Origin of the sequence: Streptomyces sp. F001, from assembly GCF_004187715.1 — a bacterium.
GTDB lineage: Bacteria > Actinomycetota > Actinomycetes > Streptomycetales > Streptomycetaceae > Streptomyces > Streptomyces flavusporus.
On the sequence record NZ_QZWF01000041.1, the window covers coordinates 18,044 to 36,614 of the forward strand.

General features: G+C 71.2%; 21 protein-coding genes and 1 pseudogene. 13 read left to right on the forward strand and 9 right to left on the reverse strand.

From position 1 onward, the window contains the following. The first annotated feature begins 65 nt into the window (after positions 1–65). The 7 genes from StrepF001_RS40325 (at position 66) to hypA (ending at position 5,065) form a co-directional block, all read left to right on the forward strand. Positions 66–1,154, forward strand: coding sequence for a hydrogenase expression protein HypE (locus StrepF001_RS40325; protein WP_129803039.1), 1,089 nt, complete (start codon positions 66–68; stop codon positions 1,152–1,154). Between the two features lie 88 nt (positions 1,155–1,242). After that, positions 1,243–3,042, forward strand: coding sequence for a nickel-dependent hydrogenase large subunit (locus StrepF001_RS40330; RefSeq protein WP_129803040.1), 1,800 nt, complete (start codon positions 1,243–1,245; stop codon positions 3,040–3,042). Beyond that, positions 3,035–3,643 carry a NifU family protein gene (locus StrepF001_RS40335; protein WP_129803041.1) on the forward strand — a complete coding sequence of 203 codons (609 nt, stop codon included), beginning with the start codon at positions 3,035–3,037 and terminating at the stop codon, positions 3,641–3,643. Before StrepF001_RS40330 ends, StrepF001_RS40335 begins: the two co-directional genes overlap by 8 nt. Next, the gene (locus StrepF001_RS40340) at positions 3,640–4,236 is read left to right on the forward strand and encodes a DUF5947 family protein (protein WP_129803042.1); all 597 of its coding nucleotides are present in this window, start codon (positions 3,640–3,642) and stop codon (positions 4,234–4,236) included. The genes StrepF001_RS40335 and StrepF001_RS40340 overlap by 4 nt, the downstream gene beginning before the upstream one ends. A 64-nt stretch (positions 4,237–4,300) precedes the next feature. Continuing rightward, positions 4,301–4,507, forward strand: coding sequence for a hypothetical protein (locus StrepF001_RS40345; RefSeq protein WP_129803043.1), 207 nt, complete (start codon positions 4,301–4,303; stop codon positions 4,505–4,507). A 50-nt stretch (positions 4,508–4,557) separates the two neighbouring features. After that, the gene (locus tag StrepF001_RS46020; protein ID WP_165396530.1) at positions 4,558–4,722 is read left to right on the forward strand and encodes a hypothetical protein; all 165 of its coding nucleotides are present in this window, start codon (positions 4,558–4,560) and stop codon (positions 4,720–4,722) included. After that, a complete protein-coding gene (hypA, locus tag StrepF001_RS40350; RefSeq protein ID WP_129803044.1) occupies positions 4,715–5,065 on the forward strand; it encodes a hydrogenase maturation nickel metallochaperone HypA in 351 nt (116 codons plus the stop codon). Before StrepF001_RS46020 ends, hypA begins: the two co-directional genes overlap by 8 nt. 75 nt (positions 5,066–5,140) lie before the next feature. Here the strand turns inward: hypA and hypE are convergent, their stop codons facing one another. The 7 genes from hypE to StrepF001_RS40385 all read right to left on the reverse strand — a co-directional run bounded on the left by hypE (position 5,141) and on the right by StrepF001_RS40385 (position 13,428). Then, positions 5,141–6,217: a hydrogenase expression/formation protein HypE gene (hypE, locus tag StrepF001_RS40355; RefSeq protein ID WP_129803045.1), complete on the reverse strand. Its 1,077-nt coding sequence runs from the start codon at positions 6,215–6,217 to the stop codon at positions 5,141–5,143. Continuing rightward, the gene (gene hypD / locus StrepF001_RS40360) at positions 6,210–7,352 is read right to left on the reverse strand and encodes a hydrogenase formation protein HypD (RefSeq protein ID WP_129803046.1); all 1,143 of its coding nucleotides are present in this window, start codon (positions 7,350–7,352) and stop codon (positions 6,210–6,212) included. The genes hypE and hypD overlap by 8 nt, the downstream gene beginning before the upstream one ends. Then, positions 7,349–7,684, reverse strand: coding sequence for a HypC/HybG/HupF family hydrogenase formation chaperone (locus tag StrepF001_RS40365; protein ID WP_129803047.1), 336 nt, complete (start codon positions 7,682–7,684; stop codon positions 7,349–7,351). The genes hypD and StrepF001_RS40365 overlap by 4 nt, the downstream gene beginning before the upstream one ends. A gap of 81 nt (positions 7,685–7,765) precedes the next feature. Then, the gene (gene hypF, locus StrepF001_RS40370; RefSeq protein ID WP_129803048.1) at positions 7,766–10,138 is read right to left on the reverse strand and encodes a carbamoyltransferase HypF; all 2,373 of its coding nucleotides are present in this window, start codon (positions 10,136–10,138) and stop codon (positions 7,766–7,768) included. Beyond that, positions 10,135–10,908: a hydrogenase nickel incorporation protein HypB gene (gene hypB, locus StrepF001_RS40375; protein ID WP_129803049.1), complete on the reverse strand. Its 774-nt coding sequence runs from the start codon at positions 10,906–10,908 to the stop codon at positions 10,135–10,137. Before hypB ends, hypF begins: the two co-directional genes overlap by 4 nt. Before the next feature lie 139 nt (positions 10,909–11,047). Continuing rightward, positions 11,048–11,635: a hydrogenase maturation protease gene (locus StrepF001_RS40380; protein ID WP_129803050.1), complete on the reverse strand. Its 588-nt coding sequence runs from the start codon at positions 11,633–11,635 to the stop codon at positions 11,048–11,050. Beyond that, positions 11,632–13,428 carry an enoyl-CoA hydratase-related protein gene (locus StrepF001_RS40385; protein WP_129803051.1) on the reverse strand — a complete coding sequence of 599 codons (1,797 nt, stop codon included), beginning with the start codon at positions 13,426–13,428 and terminating at the stop codon, positions 11,632–11,634. The genes StrepF001_RS40380 and StrepF001_RS40385 overlap by 4 nt, the downstream gene beginning before the upstream one ends. Positions 13,429–13,721: 293 nt before the next feature. On the opposite strand from StrepF001_RS40385, the gene StrepF001_RS40390 reads away from it, so the two are divergent. The 5 genes and pseudogenes from StrepF001_RS40390 (at position 13,722) to StrepF001_RS40410 (ending at position 16,627) form a co-directional block, all read left to right on the forward strand. After that, positions 13,722–14,075, forward strand: a complete 354-nt coding sequence (locus tag StrepF001_RS40390) for a VOC family protein (RefSeq protein WP_206307108.1) — start codon at positions 13,722–13,724, stop codon at positions 14,073–14,075. 317 nt (positions 14,076–14,392) lie between these two features. Beyond that, positions 14,393–14,761 carry a hypothetical protein gene (locus StrepF001_RS40395; RefSeq protein ID WP_129803052.1) on the forward strand — a complete coding sequence of 123 codons (369 nt, stop codon included), beginning with the start codon at positions 14,393–14,395 and terminating at the stop codon, positions 14,759–14,761. A 268-nt stretch (positions 14,762–15,029) separates the two neighbouring features. Further along, positions 15,030–15,386, forward strand: a pseudogene (locus tag StrepF001_RS40400) (DUF742 domain-containing protein); the annotation flags it as partial. Positions 15,387–15,581: 195 nt separating this feature from the next. Beyond that, positions 15,582–15,959, forward strand: a complete 378-nt coding sequence (locus tag StrepF001_RS40405; protein WP_129803054.1) for a VOC family protein — start codon at positions 15,582–15,584, stop codon at positions 15,957–15,959. 203 nt (positions 15,960–16,162) lie between these two features. Beyond that, complete coding sequence (locus StrepF001_RS40410; RefSeq protein ID WP_129803055.1) at positions 16,163–16,627, forward strand: SRPBCC family protein; 465 nt, start codon at positions 16,163–16,165, stop codon at positions 16,625–16,627. An 18-nt stretch (positions 16,628–16,645) separates the two neighbouring features. Here the strand turns inward: StrepF001_RS40410 and StrepF001_RS40415 are convergent, their stop codons facing one another. Further along, on the reverse strand, positions 16,646–17,179 hold the full coding sequence (locus StrepF001_RS40415) for a hypothetical protein (protein WP_129803056.1): 534 nt from the start codon (positions 17,177–17,179) through the stop codon (positions 16,646–16,648). 203 nt (positions 17,180–17,382) lie between these two features. Here StrepF001_RS40415 and StrepF001_RS40420 point away from each other — a divergent pair, with 203 nt between their 5' ends. Next, entirely contained in the window at positions 17,383–17,925 is a 543-nt protein-coding gene (locus StrepF001_RS40420) for a hypothetical protein (RefSeq protein WP_129803057.1), read from the forward strand. Positions 17,926–17,945: 20 nt separating this feature from the next. Here the strand turns inward: StrepF001_RS40420 and StrepF001_RS40425 are convergent, their stop codons facing one another. After that, entirely contained in the window at positions 17,946–18,419 is a 474-nt protein-coding gene (locus StrepF001_RS40425; protein ID WP_129803058.1) for an SRPBCC domain-containing protein, read from the reverse strand. Between the last annotated feature and the right edge of the window lie 152 nt (positions 18,420–18,571).

The window sequence follows — 18,571 nt, forward strand, 5'->3', positions numbered from 1 at the left end:
CTCGCCGGGCCGGTGGCCGCGGCGCCCAACCGACTCGGGGACCGACTGCACCGGAGGCCCACAACATGACCATCGACAGCGGCACGCACGACGTTGCCACCGAGCCGAGCCGCCCCGAGGCGCGCGAAGGCTTCGACGAGATCACCATCCTCTGGATTTCCGAGGGGATGAGCTGCGACGGCGACTCGGTGTCGTTCACCGCGGCCGGCCAGCCCGCGATCGAGGACCTGGTCCTGGGACTCATCCCGGGCCTGCCGAAGGTGAACCTGCACAACAAGGTGCTGTCGCCGAGCCTCGGCGGCGAGGACTTCCTCGCGCCGTACCGCGCCGCGATCCGCGGCGAGATCTCGCCGTTCATCCTGGTCATCGAGGGCTCGGTCCCCAACCAGAACATCATCGAAGGCGACGGGTACTGGACGTCGTTCGGCAACGACCCGCAGACCGGTGAACCGCTGACCCTCAACTGGTGGATCGACCAGCTGGCCCCGAAGGCGTGGGCGGTGGTCGCCGCCGGCACCTGCGCCACGTACGGCGGCATCCATGCGATGGCGGGCAACCCCACCGGCAGTATGGGCCTGGCCGACTACCTCGGCTGGGACTTCCTGTCGCAGGGCGGCCTCCCGATCGTCAACGTCCCCGGCTGCCCGATCCAGCCGGAGAACTTCATGGAGACCCTGGTCTGGGTGCTCTACCACGCGGCCGGGGCCGCCCCGCCGCCCCCGCTGGACCAGATGCTGCGCCCGCAGTGGCTGTTCGGGAAAACCGTGCACGAGGGCTGCGACCGCGCGGCGTACTACGAGCAGGCCGACTTCGCCCGGGACTACAACTCCCCCAAGTGCCAGGTAAAGGTGGGCTGTTGGGGACCCGTCGTCAACTGCAACGTGCCCAAGCGCGGCTGGATGGCGGGGATCGGCGGATGCCCGAACGTCGGCGGTATCTGCATCGGCTGCACCATGCCCGGCTTCCCCGACGCGTTCATGCCGTTCATGGACGAGCCGCCCGGCGGCAGCTTCTCCTCCCTCATGGTCAAGCCCTACGGGGCCTTCATCCGGCGGATGCGCGGCATCACCAACGCCGTCGTCAACCGCGAGCCGAAGTGGCACCACAACAAGCCGGTACTCACCTCCGGCTACGACCCCTACTGGCGCCCGTGACCTGCGGCCCGGAACTCCCGTGCCGGGCCGCATCCCCCGCAGCAATCATCCTCGTCCAACGCATCGAACAGCGAGAACAGGAACGCACATGACCACAACCGAGGGCCGGACCCGGGCCGCCGAACGGAAACCTCCGCAGATGGTGGACATGTCCTGGGACCCGATCACCCGGATCATCGGCAACCTCGGCATCTACACGAAGATCGACTTCGCCAACCAGGAAGTGGTGGAGTGCCACAGCACCTCGTCCCTCTTCCGCGGCTACTCGGTGTTCATGAAGGGCAAGGATCCGCGCGACGCGGGCTTCATCACCTCCCGCATCTGCGGCATCTGCGGCGACAATCACACCACGTGCTCCAACTACGCCCAGCAGATGGCCTACGGCGTGAAGACGCCGCCGCTGGCCGAGCACATCGTGAACCTCGGCGAGGCCGCCGAGTACATGTTCGACCACACGATCTTCCAGGACAACCTCGTCTTCGTCGACTTCTGCGAGGCGATGGTCAAGGCGACCAACCCGAGCCTTCTGGCCCGCGCCGAGCGGACCGCAGCGCCCCGCGGGGACATCCACGGCTACCGGACCATCGCCGACGTCATGCGCGCCTTCAACCCCTTCGAGGGTGAGGTGTACAGGGAGGCCCTGAAGGTCAGCCGCATCACCCGCGAGATGTTCTGTCTGATGGAGGGGCGCCACGTCCATCCGTCGACGATGTACCCCGCCGGCGTCGGCACGATGCCGCAGCCGAACACCTTCACCGACTATCTGTCGCGCCTGACGAGGGTCATCGACTTCGTCAAGGAGGCGGTGGCGCTGAACGACGACGTCTTCGACTTCTTCTACGAGGCGCTGCCCGGCTACGAGGAGGTGGGTCGCCGCCGCATCATGCTCGGCTGCTGGGGCGCCTGGCAGGACCCGGCCGTCGTCGACTACCGCTACGAGAACATGAACGACTGGGGCAAGGCGATGTACGTCACCCCGGGCATCATCGTCGACGGCGAACTGGTCACCAACAACCTCGTCGACATCAACCTCGGCATGCGCATCCTGCTGGGCAGTTCCTACTACGAGGACTGGGAGGGCCAGGAGCCGTTCGTCACCCACGACCCGCTCGGCAACCCGGTCGACATGCGCCATCCGTGGAACCAGACCACTGTGCCGGTGCCCCAGAAGCGCGACTTCGACGCCAAGTACAGCTGGGTGATGAGCCCGCGCTGGTACCACAAGGACAGCGACTCCCACCTCGCCCTCGACACCGGCGGCGGCCCGCTCGCCCGGTTGTGGTCCACGGCCCTGAGCGGCCTGGTCGACACCCCGTACGTGAAGGCCACCGGGCACAGCGTGCGGATCTCGCTGCCGAAGAGCGAGAAGCTGCCGGAGACGACACTGGAGTGGCACATCCCGAAGTGGAGCAACACCATCGAACGGGACCGCGCCCGGCCCTACTTCGTCGCCTACGCCGCGGCCATGGCCTTCCAGTTCCTGGAGGAGGCGATGCAGATGATGCGCGCCGGCGAGACGAAGGTGTTCCAGGACTTCGAGGTGCCCGACGAGGCCATCGGCGTCGGCTTCCACGAGGCGGTACGCGGGGTCCTCTCGCACCACCTGGTGATCAAGGACAAGAAGATCGCCAACTACCACCCGTACCCGCCGACCCCCTGGAACGCCAGCCCGCGCGACAGCTACGGCACCCCCGGCCCGTACGAGGACGCCGTCCAGGGCCAGCCCATCTTCGAGGAGAACGGGCCGGAGGACTTCAAAGGCGTCGACATCATGCGCACCGTGCGCAGCTTCGACCCCTGTCTGCCCTGCGGTGTGCACATGTACCTGGGCAAGGGGAAGACGCTCACCACGATGCACTCCCCCACCTATGGGGCGTCCCATGGCTGAGCCCGGCCGCGCGGCGGTCGCGGCACCGCGGGACGGCGCCGGGCCGGCCCCACGGCTGGACGACGGCGAGGTGGCGGCGCGGATCGCCCGCATCGACGAGCTGTTGGGGAAGGTGCAGATCGCGCCCGGTCCGATGGCGCAGACGGCCGTCGACGCCGTCCGCACGCTCACCGAGGTCTACGGCGAGGCGCTGGCCCGGGTCCTGGACCACGCGGACGCCGCCGTGGCCCGGCGCCTGGCCGAGGACGAACTCCTCGGCCACCTGCTGGTGCTGCACGATCTGCACCCCGAGCCACCCGAGCGCCGCGCCGCCCGCGCCGTCGAGCGGCTGCGGCCCGCCGTGCAGGAGCGCGGCGGCGACGTGGCCCTGGACGGGGTCGAGGGGCCGGTCGCCCGCGTACGGCTGCGTACCGGCGGCTGCGGCTCCGGATGCGGCTCGGCGTCCTCCGGCGTCGAGGAAGCCGTACGGGAGGCCGTGCTCGCTGCGGCGCCGGAGCTGACGGCGGTCGAGACCGTGCCGGAGACGCAGTCCCGGCCGCCCGCGTTCGTCCCCGTCGACTCGCTGCTGCGCCGGCCCGCCCAGCCGCAGGGGGCGACGTGACCGCCGGCGGTGCCCTGGCCGCGCTGATCCGTTCCTCCGCCGACCGGCGAGCGGGCGGACCGAAGGAGCGGTGCGAGTTGTGCGCCGCGCCGCTCGCGGGCGACCACCGGCACCTGTACGACACCGGCCGCGAGGAGGCGTTGTGCGCCTGCCCGGCGTGCTCGGTGCTGTTCGCGGAGCACGGGGCGGGCGACGGCCAGTACCGGCTGATCCCGCAGCGGCGGGTGAAGCTGCCGCCGGTCGAGACGGGGCCGCTCGGGGTGCCGGTCGGGCTGGCGTTCTTCGTGCCCCGGGAGGACGGCACGGTCGTCGCGCACTACCCGAGCCCGGCGGGAGCCACCCGGTGGGAGGTGGATGCCTCGGCGTGGCGGGAGGCGGTGGGGCGGTGTCCGGATCTCGCAGGCGTGGTACCCGAGGTCGAGGCGCTGCTGGTGAACACCGCCCGGAACCTGCGGCACCACTGGATCGTGCCGGTCGACGAGTGCTTCCGGCTGGTCGCGCTCGTCCGCCGGGAGTGGCGGGGGCTGTCCGGCGGCGGCCGGGTCTGGCCCGCCGTCGAGGAGTTCTTCGCCGGGCTGGCCGAACGACCGTGACCGGCGCGGCGAGAGGAGCCGCCACCGCGACGCGGCGGCGGAACACCAGGGAAAGGAGCACGGCATGGGGACGATCAAGGTCGGCAGGCCCCAGGCGAAGCCCAGCACGCCCACTCACGTGAGAGGCCTCCACCAAGGCAACCGGGGCCCGCGTCACCACCAGGCCGGGCATCACCCGGACGGCACGGCCGACGCGCGCCGCTCCACCGGGGTCCACTGGAAGCGGCACAACAAGGTCATGGAGAGCATGCCGAGTATCTCCCCGGGCTGAGCCCCGCGGACGGGTACGGCACGAGGAACACGAGCGAGCAGGGAGCGGCGATGAACGCCAAACGGATTCTGATCGCGGAGGCGGCGGTGCTGGGCGGAGCGGCCCTGGCACTGCTGATCGCGGAGTTCCCGGGGATCGTGCGGGAGGTCCGGCTGTGGCGCATGGTCGGCTTCCGCCCTGGACCCCGCAACCGCCTCCGGGCCAAGCATGCATGAGCTGTCGATCGCGACCGCGATCGTCGAACAGGCCGGGGAACTGGCACGGGCGGACGGGACAAATTCCGTCTCGGCGGTGACCGTACGGGTCGGCGAGCTGGCGGGCGTCGTGCCCGAGGCCCTCGACTTCGCCTTCGAGGTGGCCCGCGACGGCACCGCCCTCGCCGCGGCGCGGCTGGTCGTCGAGCAGGTGCCCGCCCGCGCCTGGTGCGAGCCGTGCGCCGAGGAGTTCGCGGTGGGCATGCCACCGTTCTTCTGGTGCCCGGCCTGTGACCGGCCCGCCCCGACGCTGCGCAGCGGCCGGGAACTTCAGATCACCGGAATCGAACCGGCCCACAGCTGACGCACGACGGTACGGCCCTGGCGGCAGGGGTGGAGCCACCCCGCCGTCAGGGCCGTTCGGCGTGTTCCGGACGCGTCAGCAGATGCGCGGCAGTTGCTCCCCGAGGGGCATGTCCACCACCCGGGTGCCGCCCAGGCCGGTGGAGACCACCACCATGCCGGGGTGCTCGGCGACGCACTCGCCGATGAGCGCGGCGCCCGTGCCCTGCGGGTGGGCGCGCATCGCGGCCAGCACCTCGTCGGCCGCCGGGCGGGGTACGAAGGCGACCAGGCGGCCCTCGTTGGCCACGTACAGCGGGTCGAGGCCCAGGAAACCGCAGGCGCCCGCGACGGCGTCCGGCACCGGGATGTCCCGCTCGCGCAGCCGCACGCCGGTGCCGGAGGCGCGGGCGATCTCGTTGAGCGACGCGGCGAGCCCACCCCGGGTGGGGTCGCGCAGCACATGGACGTCGGGGGTGACCGCGAGCATGGCCGCCACCAGGTCGGCGAGGGGTGCGGTGTCGCTGGCCACCTCGACGCCGAAGTCCAGGCCCTCCCGTACGCTCATGATCGCCACGCCGTGCAGGCCGATCGGGCCGCTGACGATGACGGCGTCGCCCGGCCGTGCGCACTGCGGGCGGATGTCCACGCCGTCGCGGACGAGGCCGATCCCGGCGGTGGTGACGTACACGCCGTCGCCGTGCCCCGCCTCCACCACCTTGGTGTCTCCTGTGACCACCGTGACCCCGGCCGCCTCTGCGGCGGTGCCGAGGGCGCGCGCGATCCGCTCGACCACGGCCAGCTCCACGCCTTCCTCCAGGACGAACGCGGCGGACAGATGGGCGGGCCGGGCGCCGCTCATCGCCAGGTCGTTGACGGTGCCGTTGACCGCCAGGTCGCCGAGGCTGCCGCCGGGGAAGAACAGCGGCCTGACGACGTAGGAGTCGGTGGAGAACGCCAGCCGGGCGCCACCGAGGTCGAGGACGGCGGAGTCGGCGAGTCCGGCGAGGGTGGCGTTGCCGTACGCGGGGGTGAAGACCTGTTCCACGAGTTCGGCGGAGAGGGTGCCGCCGCCCCCGTGCCCCATCACCACGATCGGCTGATCGTGCAGGGGGGCCGGGCAGGTCCAGTTCGCGGGGTCGACGACGGTCGACGGGTCAGCGAGTTCAGCCAACGGGGTTCATCTCCTCCTGCGGGACCCGGGAGCCCTGCGGGGCCGGGCCGTCCATCCGGCGGTACAGGTAGTAGGCCGCGCAGGCACCCTCGCTGGAGACCATGGTGGCGCCGAGCGGGGTGCGTGGGGTGCAGTCGGTGCCGAACGCGGGGCACTCGGTGGGCTTGATCAGGCCCTGCAGCACCTCGCCGCTGCGGCACACCGCGGGCTCCTCGGTGCGGATGCCGGTGACGTCGAAGCGGTGCTCGGCGTCGAAGGCGCGGTAGGCGTCCGCCAGCCGCCAGCCGCTGGCGGGGATGCTCCCGATGCCGCGCCAGGACCGGTCGGTGACCTCGAAGACCTCCTCGATCATGCGCAATGCGGCCGGGTTGCCCTCCTCGCGCACGGCGCGGGCGTAGGCGTTCTCCACGCGGTGCTCGCCCCGCTCCAGCTGGTGGACCGCGAGGCGGATGCCTTCGAGGATGTCCAGCGGTTCGAAGCCGGTCACCACGATCGGTACCCGATGGCGTTCGGCCAGGTCCGGGTATTCGGCCGTGCCCATCACGCTGCACACGTGCCCGGCGGCCAGGAAGCCCTGCACCCGGCAGGTGGGGGCCGTCATGATGGCCTCGACGGCGGGCGGCACCCGCACGTGGGACACCAGCAGGCTGAAGTTGTCGATCCCGAGCCGGCGGGCCTGGTGGACGGCCATCGCATTGGCGGGCGCGGTGGTCTCGAAGCCGATGGCGAAGAACACCACCTCGCGGTCCGGGTACCGGCGGGCGAGTCGGAGGGCGTCGAGCGGGGAGTACACCACGCGGACGTCTGCGCCCTCGCCCTTGACCCGGAACAGGTCCCGGTCGGTGCCCGGCACCCGCAGCATGTCCCCGAACGAGCAGAAGATCACCTCGGGCCGGGAGGCGATCTCCAGCGCTTTGTCGATCATCTCCAGCGGGGTGACGCACACCGGGCAGCCGGGGCCGTGAATCAGTTCCACGTCGTCCGGCAGCAACTGGTCGATGCCGTGCCGGATGATCGAGTGCGTCTGGCCGCCGCACACCTCCATCAGCGCCCACGGCCGGGTGACCGTCGCGCGGATCTCGTCCAGCAGCCGCCGCGCCAGGTCCGGGTCGTTGAACTCGTCGATGTACTTCATCGGGTCCCGCTCCCGCTCTCCCCGCGCTCGACGGTGGCGGGGGCGTGCGGGGCGTCGCTCCCGGCCTGCTGCGCCGCCTGTTGCCAGGCGTCGCCGAACTCCTCCTCCAGCAGCCCCAGTTGCTCGAAGAGCTCCAGGGACGCCCGGGCCGACTCCTCGTCGAGCTTCTGCAGGGCGAACCCGACGTGGACGATGACGTACTCCCCGATCCGCACGTCGGGCACGTACTCCAGGCACACCTGCTTCTGCACACCCCCGAAGTCGATCATCCCGGTGAGTGGGTCGGCACGGTCGTCGATGGCCACGACTCTGCCGGGCACTGCCAGACACATGGGTCACTCCGTCTCGTCGCTGTGTGGTGTGCGGCCTGCCGTCCGCGGTCTGCGGTCGTACGGCGGGCCTGATCGGGCCGGTCACGGCACGGCCGTCGCGTGCTCCTTTCGGTCCCGCTCCCGGGCCGCGACCACGAGCTGCCCGAGGGCCAGTCCCCCGTCGCCGGGCGGTACCTCGCCGTGGCGCAGCACCGTGAAGCCGTCCGCGGCCAGCAGCGTCGTGCACTCCTGCTCCAGCAGGCTGTTGGCGAACACGCCGCCGCTCAGGGCGACGGCGGCCAGTCCGGTGGCGCAGCGCGCCCTGCGGCAGATCTCGGCGACAGCCCCGGCGACGCCCCGGTGGAACCGGGCCGCGAGCACGGGGGCGGGGGTGCCGCGGCGCAGGTCGGCGACGAGAGCTCGTAGCACCGGGACGGGATCGCATCTCACGGGGGCGGCTCCGGCCGCGAACCCGAAGGCGTACGCTGCCGTGTCCGCGTCCCACGCGGCGGCAGCCGCGGCCTCCAGCTCCAGCGCGGCCTGCGCCTCGTATCCCGCGCGCTGGCACACACCCGCCAGGGAGGACACGGCATCGAAGAGCCGTCCCATGCTCGACGTGAGCACGCAGCCGACTCCGCTCGCCAACTGCCGTTCCAACAGGGTCAGTTCGTCGCGCGAGCAGGCAGCGACACTGGGCAGTCGAGGGTCCCACGGCAGGCCCGCGGCCCACAGCCGCGCCAGTGCCGTGCGGCAGGGGTTGGCAACGGCCGCGTCCCCGCCGGGCAGCGGGGCGGGGGTCAGGTGAGCGAATCGCCGGTATCCGGCATAGTCCGCGAGCAGGACCTCGCCGCCCCAGACCGTGCCGTCGTCGCCGTGGCCGGTGCCGTCGAACGCGACGCCGATCACGGGCATGGTGCCGTCGAGGCCGGCTTCCGCCATCGCCGAGGTGATGTGCGCGTGGTGGTGCTGCACGAGTACGGGCCGCGCCTGCGCCAGCCCGGCGGCGCGGCGGCGGGCCCACCGGGTGGAGTGGTACCCCGGGTGTCTGTCGGCGGCGACGAGTGCGGGCGTGACGCCGGTCAGGCGCCGCATGTGCCGCTCCGCGCGCGCGGCGGCCTCCAGGCCGGCCAGGTCGCCCATGTCACCGATGTGGGGGCCGAACCAGGCGTGGTCGCCGTCGCCGACGCAGAGCGCGTTCTTCAGGTCGCCGCCCACCGCCAGCGCGGGGCGGACCGTCAGCGGGAGCCTCAGCGGTCGGGGGACGTATCCGCGGGAGCGGCGCAGCACTTGCTCGGTGCCGTCGGGGCGTACCCGCAGCAGCGAGTCGTCGCAGGGCGAGACGATGCCGCGGTCGTGGACGAGCCAGGCGTCGGCCATCTCCGCCAACCGGGTCAGGGCCTCGTCGTCGTCGGTGACGATCGGCTCGCCGGAGCGGTTGCCGCTGGTCATGACGAGCACGCGGGGGCCCGGAGGATCGCCGGGCAGTCCGAACAGCAGAGTGTGCACCGGGGTGTAGGGCAGCAGCACGCCGAGGTGCGGGCTGTCCGGGCACACTCCTGGCGCGAGCCGGAGGCCGTCCGGCTCGGCGCGTCGGCGCAGCAGCACGATGGGGCGGCGAGGGCTGGTGAGCGCGCCCCGTTCGGCGCCGGAGAGCCGGGCGATCCGCTGCACGGTCGGCAGGTCGGCGCACATCACCGCGAACGGCTTGCCGCCCCGCGCCTTGCGGGTGCGCAGGGCGGCGACGGCCTGCGCATCGGTGGCGTCGCACGCCAGGTGGTAGCCGCCGACGCCCTTGACGGCGACGATCCGCCCGGCGGCCAGCAGCCCGCGGGCCGCCGCCAGTGCATCCGCGTCCCGCGCCGGGCGGACACCGGTGCCGGCCGCGGGCACCAGGCGCAGCCGGGGCCCGCAGTCCCGGCAGGCCACGGGCTGGGCGTGGAAACGCCGGTCGCCGGGGGCGGCGTACTCCCCCGCGCAGGCGGGGCACATCGGGAAGTCCGCCATGGTCGTGGCGGTCCGGTCGTACGGCATGGCCGTGGCGATGGTGAAGCGCGGACCACAGTGGGTACAGGTGACGAACGGGTGCCGGTGGCGGCGGTCGGCCGGGGCGGCCAGCTCACGCAGGCAGTCGGCGCAGGTCGCCGTGTCGGGCGGGAGCTGGGTGCGTCCCTGGGACTGCTCCGAGGGCCGGATCGTGAAGCCTTCGGCGGCGCCTGTTGCGGGGACGTCCTGCACGCCGATACCGGTCACGGCGGCCAGCGGCGGCGGCTCCTGGGCCAGCCGGGAGCAGAACCGCGCGACGCCCGTGGGCGGCCCCTCCACCTCGATGAGCACGCCCTGTGCGGTGTTGCTGACGAAACCGGCCAGTGCGAGGTCGGCGGCCAGCCGGTGCACGTACGGGCGGAACCCCACGCCCTGCACGGTGCCCCGCACGGTGATGCGGCGGCGCACCGCCTCGGCGGCGGGAGCGGTCATGAGGCGGGGGCGGACGTGGCGTGCGGTTGCGGATGTCCCGGGACGACGTGGCCTCCACCGGGCTCATGGGCGTGACCCTGCGGCTGGGGCATGAGGGGAGGCCGGTGCACAGGCGCACCGGCCCGTGCGGCGAGGACACGTTCCAGGACGGTGTCGACGCCGTCGCCGGTGCGCGCGCAGGACCGTACGATCTCCACGCCCGGGTTGACCCGGTGCACATGGGCGTGGAAGGCGTCCTCGTCGAAACCGGCGGCCGCGGCCAGGTCGGTCTTGGTGAGCACCACCAGGTGAGCGGAGCCAAAGGCAGTCGGGTACTTCAGAGGCTTGTCCTCACCCTCGGTCACCGCCATCAGCACGATCCGCAGGGTTTCACCGAGGTCGTACGACGCCGGGCACACGAGGTTGCCGACGTTCTCCACGAAGAGCAGTTCGGTGTCCTCGGGCAGCCATCCATCGAGGTGGCCGCGTACCTGACGGGCCTCCAGATGGCACAGCCCGTCGGTCAGAAGCTGCTTCGCCGGAGCCCCCGAACGGGCCAGCCGGCGGGCGTCGTTCTCCGTGGCGAGGTCGGCGGTGAGCGCGGCTACCGGGATGCCCCGCTGCACCGCCCGGGCCAGCACCCGCCCGAGCAACTCCGTCTTGCCGCTGCCGGGGCTGGAGAGCAGGTTGACCACGATCACCCCCCGTCGCGTGAGGTCGTCGCGCAGGGCGGTGGCCAGGCCGTCGTTCTTCGCGAGGACGGCCTGTCTGACGTCGGTGGACTGACACATGCGGCCGCTCCTCAGGGTCGGGACAGGACTGGAGGGGCACGGACCGGGCTGCGGGTCGGGCTTCGGTGGTGGGCATGGCCCCCGACCGCAGAGGCGCCGGGCGGTTCGGTGCGGACCGAGACGGTACAGCCGCGGACCGTTACCGATCCTGCGTGCCGCCGACCGCCCCCCGTGGGAGACCGGCCGTGCGCGGCTCGGCGGATTCCTCCGGGCGGCCCAACGGCGGTGTGGCCGCGGGGTCGGCGAGCAGGGCCGGGACCATCGTGTGCAGCGCCGTGACGGCCGGGTCGACCGCCTCCCGGACGGGCGTGCTGAGCCCCGGGACGACGTCCTCGTCGCCGGTCGGCCGTACCTGGGGTTCGCAGGCCAGCAGCAGAACGCGGGGCAGCGGCCCGTCGCCCAGGTGCGCGGCCAGGGCCAGCACCCGGGCCGGGTCCATGCCGTGGGCTTCGGGCGGGGCCGTGACGTCCGGGAGGTCCGGTTCGATCAGGGACAGGGTTCCGGGCCGGTGTCCGCGCGGAGCCGCGTCGACCAGGACCGCGGTGCGGTACCCGTCCAGCAGTTCGTAGGCGAGGTCCAGGCCGCGGATGCCGAAGTCCTTGACACGTACGCCGGGCGGCAGCGGGCGCCTGTCGAGGGCGCGGATCACCTCGGGGCCGAAGGCGTCGTCCGCGAGAAAGATGTTGCCGATGCCCGCCACCAGGAGGCGGGCGGGGTGCGGGCTCACCGGCTGCCTCCGTTGACCGGTTCGCCGGCCAGATCCAGCGGCCGGGCCGAGCCGTTCGGCGTCTTCCGGACGAAGGCGGAGCGCAACGCGTGGTAAGGGGCGGCGGGATCGAAGAAGATGCCGTGCATACGGGCCAGTTCCTCCTGCCGGTACTCGGCGAGCGGCTGGGCCGCCTCGTCGCGTCGGCGTGCCACCGTCTTTGCCGCGATCCGCCGTCCGAGGTCCGGGGCGGCGGCGAGCGCCGTCGCCAGCCGGGCCACCTCGGCGGTGAAGTCCTGCGCGCAGACCGGTACCAGACGGTCCACCAGTCCGATGTCGGCGGCCGTCGCGGCGCTCACCGGCAGGGCCTGGGTCGTCAGCCACTCGGCCGTCTCGGGGCCCACCCGACGCGGCAGCGTGTACGTCCAGAACTCCGATCCGTACAGACCCATCCTCCGGTAATGCGGATTGAGGACGGCGCCGGTGCGGCACCACACCTCGTCGGCGGCGAGGGCGAACATGGCACCGCCCGCGGCCGCGTTGCCGCCGAGTGCCGCGACCACCAGCCGGTCGGTGGTACGTAGCACCGCCTCGACCAGGTCGTTCATGGCGATGAGATTGGTCCAGGACTCCGCGGCCGGGTCGGCGGATGCCTCGATGACGTTCAGGTGGATGCCGTTGCAGAAGAAGTCGCGCGCACCACCGAGCACCAGCACCGAGGTGGGACGTTTGAGCGCGTACCGGTATGCGGCGAGCAGTCTGCGGCACTGGTCGGTGCTCATGGCCCCGCCGGGGAACGAGAAAGCCAGGAACCCGATGTCGCCGCGCTGCCGGTAGCGGATGTCGGTCCAGGTTCGCCGTCCGGGGACGTGCTCGAGCGGGGCCGCGACCTCCGGAAGCCACGGCGGCCGGTCACCGGCATGCCCGAGGAGGCCGTCCTCCGGCGACCGGACGCCGGGGATGCCGCCCGGCGAAGGGGGCGGAACCGAGATCGAGGCGAGCACGGAGGCCGCCGGCCGGCGGAAGGGCGCCGGATCACCGGAGGCCTTGCGCGGTCTGAGCTCGGGGATCCAGACCGCGCCGTCCCGAGTGGCCCGGCACACCGCACCCGCGCGCGTGGCGAGCAGTTCCCCGGGGCGTCCGCGCAGTTCGTCCTCGATGTACCCGCCGTGCAGGAACACCTCCCGGCCGAGGAGTTCGTCGAGCACCCCGGGCTGCGAGTCGGCCCCGCGCAGCTTGCGCAGCACTGTCTCGGTGCTGTCGCCCTCCCAGTCGATCCGCCGCAGCTCCTGGCGGAAGGGGTCGCGCCGGACCACGTGGACCGACGGGTCGCTCTGCGGCTGCGGTTTGAACGAGCTGTCACCGTACCGCCGCACGGCCAGCAGGAGCGCAGCGACGGCCGCATCGGAGACCTCGTTGCGGTACAGGTCGCTCTTGCCCACCGGCGGCACCTCGAACGGCACTGCCGCCCAGACAGGGCCCGCGTCCATCGCCGCCTCGGCCTGCAGGACCGTCACCCCCCACCGCGGTGCCTCCTCGGAGATGGCCCAGTCCAGGGACGACGGACCGCGGTCCCCGGGCGGCCCCGGGTGCACGATGAGGCAGGTGTGCTCGCGCCAGACGTCCTCGGGCAGTGCCGTCTTGAGCATCGGCGCAATGATCAGCTCCGGGCGTACCTCACGCACGGCGGTGCGGATCGCGGCCGCGCCATGGGAGGCGAGTACGGCGTCCACCCTGTGCCCCAGGCCGGACAGTTCGGCGTACACGCGCTGGGACAGGCTGTTGAACGTGCTCGCGACGAGGAGAATGTCCATGACCCGGCAGTGTCGTCAGTTCGGTCGATGCCCGGAAGGATCCTCGCCGCGTTTCCCCGCCTCCGCCCGGGCTGTTCCTCCATCCGGTCGTCGTACGCAGCGCTGTCGTGCAGCCCGTTCGCACCGTCGAGGCGACGTCTGGAAGGTGTCACACGCGGTTGCGGGCACGGGTTGCCGTGACGGCGAGGGCTGTGTCCACCGACCCGGCGAACATCTGTGAACTCACGGCATGGAGGACTGTGATTGTGTGACAGGCCGTCATATGGTTCGAGGCAGACAAAGGGGTGCTCACCATGGCAATCAGGAACGTCTACGCGGTTATGCCCGTCGTGGACTTTGAAGCTGCGCGCGGCTGGTACGAACGCCTCTGGGGACGCCCCGCCGACCGCAACCCCATGGACGGCCTGGCGGAGTGGCAGGTCATCGAGGGTGGGGCCATCCAGCTGCTCCGCGACCCCGACCGCGCCGGCTCCGCCATGCTGACGGTGGGAGTCGACGACACCGACGCTCAGGCTGCTGCTGTCGCGGAGCGCGGTCTGGACATGGGGCCCGTCCGGGACACCCCAGGTGGATTCCGCGTCGCAGCCATCGCCGACCCCGCCGGCAACGTCGTCACCTTCGCGCAGGATGTCGGGATCGACGTCTGACCTTCCGCCGCACAAGCCCACCCGTAGGGGAGTGCCGGCCTGTCCCGGCACGGCGGCCGGATCCAGCAGCGGTTTCTCGCAGCGCGGGCCACCGGCAACCGCCATCCGCAAAATTGATAACGGGCACAAGTATTTAGGGAAGTGCCGGAACAGGTACCCATAATTGGGATATCGGGGCGGGCGAGTAACACGGCGGGGCCGGTATGGCGCAGACGTACGGGGGCGGGCAAACGGCCCGTCCGCCCGCCGGTCGATCGCGTTTCTCCGCAAGTGGGACACCGTGTCGGTCGGGGCGTTTTCCCTCAGCAATACGTCGGATGGGACTTCTTGTGCGCAGTACTGACCCGGTTCCCGGATACCAGACCTACGACCAGCAGCAGGGCGGCTCAAGCCGCCCTGACCAAGGTGAGGCCACCGCACGGCGGGTGGCCCTGGCTGTCTGCACCGTCGTCGACATCGCCGCCGGATTCCTGCTCCTGTGGGTCCTGCTCCACCTGCTCGACGCCAATCAGTCCAATGTCTTCGTCGAGTTTGTGCACGGAACGGCCGATTGGCTGGCCTGGTGGTCACAGGATATTTTCACAATGGACACAGAAGGCCTACGCACCATCCTCAATTACGGTCTTCCGGCCGCCATCTATTTGCTGATCGGCCACGGAATCGCTGCGCGGCTGAACCGTGCATGAGGAAGTCCGGGTCCCTTTCGAGGGCGAGGGACCGGCGGGTGGCTGCTGCCGGGTGGCGCCGGCAAGCGAGCCCCGGACGGGAACCGGTCCGGATGGAGAAGAGCGGGATGACAAGACGCTGTAGTGGCAGGACCGCGCCAGGGGCGCACGGCGGCTCCCCGGCATCCTCCTGCACCACCTCGACCAGGACGATCTGATGCCGTCGCCACACGACGCCGAGGGGGCCGGCGGTCACACGTCCCACCCCGCCCCGTCCAGCCGGGGTAACCCTGCGGGCCATGGACGCAGCCCCTTGGTGCGCCCCTACGCCATGACCCGCGGCCGGACCCGGACTCGCTATGACCTGGCCATCGAGACCCTGGTGCACACCACGGCGGAACCTGCGCAGCTCAACGACCAGCTGCCCGAGCATCGCAGGATCTGCCAGCTGTGCCGGGAGGTGCGGTCCGTCGCGGAGATCTCCGCACTGCTGCCCGTTCCTCTCGGTGTCGCCCGCGTTCTCGTCGCGGACCTGGCCGAGGCCGGACTCGTGGCTGTCCACCAGCCCGGCGGTACGCAGTCCGGCGACGGCGGGCCCGACGTCACGCTGCTCGAACGGGTGCTCAGCGGGCTTCGCGCCCTCTAGGACGTGTCGCAAAGTCAGCTGCCCTACTGCGCGACCTACGACCCTCGCCTGGCGGGCCCGGCCGGGCGAGGGCCTGAAATCACTTCGCCCCTGCTCGCCCAGCCCGGTACGGCCGCAAGGGTGTTCTCCCTGCGGGAGCCCATGAGACCCGCGCGCGGCCCCCGGCAGTTCCCACGCTGAGAGTAGGTTTCGTCAATGGCATGCCGTATCAGTGAGCTCGTACTCGCTTGCCGCGACCCCGAGGTACTGGCGCGGTTCTGGTGCGAGGTCCTGGACTTCACAGTGCTCGATCGCGACGAGGGCGTCATCGAGATAGGGCCGCGCGAAGGGTTCGGCGGCCCGCAGCCGACGATCATCCTCATCCGCGACGACGAGCCGGAGAACGGGAAACTCCGGCTGCACATCGACGTCAACGCCACCGACCGCGATCAGGACGCCGAGCTCGAACGCCTCCTGGCCGCCGGGGCCGAACTCGCCGACATCGGTCAGACCGGGGAGGAGTCCTGGCACGTCCTCGCCGATCCCGGAGGCAACGAGTTCTGCCTGCTCAAGACCCGCCTCGCCCCGCTCTGACAGCCTTCGTCGGCAACGAGGGCCGCGCCCAGGTGGAGGGTGTACAGGCATACTCGCCGCACAGCGGACCGTCCGGCACCAGGCGCTCATTCAGTCGACCGCACTGCGGTGAAGCCGTGATCCTCGGGTACTCGCATGCTGTGCCGAGATCTGCGCGGCGGGCGTCGGCAGCCTGCCGCCATCGATTGCCAAGGAGGCACGAGATGAGCGCCGTCAAGGAAGCTGTCGAGGTCGAGGTCCCCCTCGGCACCGCCTACAACCAGTGGACCCAGTTCGAGGAGTTCCCCAACTTCATGGAGGGAGTGGAGGAGGTCAGGCAGCTCGATGACCGCCACAACCACTGGATCACCAAGATCGGTGGCGTACGGCGAGAGTTCGACACCGAAATCGTCGACCAGGTACCCGACGATCGGATCACCTGGCGTACCACAAGCGGCGACACCAAGCAGAAGGGCTCCGTCCGCTTCCAGCGCCTCGACGACACGCACACCCGCGTGGAGCTGGTGATGGACGTCGAACCCAGCGGAGCCGCCGAGAAGGCCGCCGACATGACTGGAGTGATCGATCGCCGCATCAAGGGAGACATGCGGCGCTTCAAGGACTACATCGAGCACCGCGGAAGTGAATCGGGAGCCTGGCGCGGACGCATCAAGCCCGGACCCTCCTGACCCGGACCCTGTGTCAGGTCACGGTGTCGGGGTCGGCGGCGCCGCCTTCACGGCAGTCTCCAGCAGGCGGTCGGCCAGCCGGGCAAAAGAGGTGCTCAGTACCTCGTCCGTGGTGCGGTCGGCGTAGGTCTGGAAGACCAGGGAAGCCGTCGCCTGGACCACGGGCCTGACACGCGTCGCGTCGATGGGGAACGGTCCTTGCATCTGAACCGGCACCGGCCACTTCCTCGGCCAGGGAATCCTGGGCGGCTCAGGGCACAGGTCGTCCCCGACCTCCTTGAGAATTTCGGAAGGATCGCCGCCGGCCATGCTGGCGGCGATGGTGGCTTCCGCCACCGCCAAGGACATGTCACGGATGGCGAACAGCATGGCCTCGCGGGGCGGCAGCGGCTGCGGGTTGAGGCTCAGCCGGCCGGCTTCCGCCGAGCGGACACTCACGGCGTCGCTGAACACGGGCTGGCGCGGATTGACGATCTCCCACAGCCGGGGGTCCAGATGTGCCAGCAATTCGAGAACGCGGACGGTCTTGGACGCGCTGGACAGGTCGGTCACGCTCACTCCATCCCTCCGGGACTTGACAGCGCGTGATCGTATGACTCGACGAGACGATCGTTCGCGCATTCCTGCGATCGAGGGCGCGCCCAAGAAGGCGCAACCATTCGACTATCTCGGGTGTCGTATCTGATAACAGTCATATGCGCACCTTGGGGAACACAATGGCGCGAACAACGACAGCATGGGTAACACTCGCGCTCATGGGCGCCACGTCGGTGGCGGCGGCGGCTCCGATCGCAGCCGCCCCGGCCGTCACCGCACCGGCCACGGCGTGCCCCACCGGATGGGGCAGCCTGGACAAGGCTCGCGCCTCCGCCACGACGGCGCCGGTCACGAACGTCAGGACCGGCCGCCAGGCCTGCTACGACCGTATGGTCGTCGATGTCCCGGGTGCGGGCAGCAGCGCTCTCGGCTACACAGTCAGGTACGTCGACCGCCTTCACCAGGACGGATCAGGTCGCCCCATACCCGTCGGAGGGCAAGCCGTGCTCGAGGTGCGGGTGGCCGCGCCCAGCTACGATCCCGAAACCGGCGCACCGGCGTATCCCGGCCGGGCGGGGCGTCCGCTGCCGGGCGTGGATCTCACCGGGTACCGCACTTTCCGGGACGCACGGTTCGCCGGCAGCTTCGAGGGCGAGACGCAGATCGGGCTCGGAGTGCGTGCGCGGCTGCCCTTCCGGGTGCTGGTGCTGAACGATCGCGTCGTGGTGGACGTGGCTCACAACTGGACCGGCACGCGCTGAAGGTTCCCTGCCACGGAGGCTCAGCCCGGACGACGCTCACCCGCCTCCACGAGCCGGGCGAGTCGTGCCAGGGCCATGCGGGTGCCCGTCTCGTTGTCCGCGGCAGGCACTGCATCGGGAATGCCCTCGTGCACCACGAGGACGTCCGTCCCGCCGTCCGCGTCGGTGAGCGTGGTGGTCATCGTCATCGTGCCGCGCAGTGCGGGGTCCGCCGTCTCGAACTCCATGACCTCGACCACCTGCTCGCCGGGCACGAGCCTCGCGAAGTGGCCGTGGTAAGTGTCGGTGTGCGGATCCGTCTTGCCGGCGCCGACCGGCATGTCGTAGGTGAGCGAGATGCGGAACGCTCCGCCTTCGCGGGCGTCGAACTCGTGCACCTGACTGCTCATTCCGTCCGGCACCCGCCACTGGGCGACGGCGTCAGCCTCCACGAGCGCCCGATACACGGCCGCACGCGAGGCGTTCACATGCCACGAGACCTGCGTGGAGTACATGGGCCCCAACATAGACGCCCGACGGACGGTCAGGCCTCGCCCACCGCGGATCCGAGTGGTGCCGGTTCCCGTTCCGCGCATGCACCTCGGAAGCTGCGCGGCGAACTCGGCGGGCATGCCGGCGGCCAGGCCGCGCATCTGCGGCCGACCGG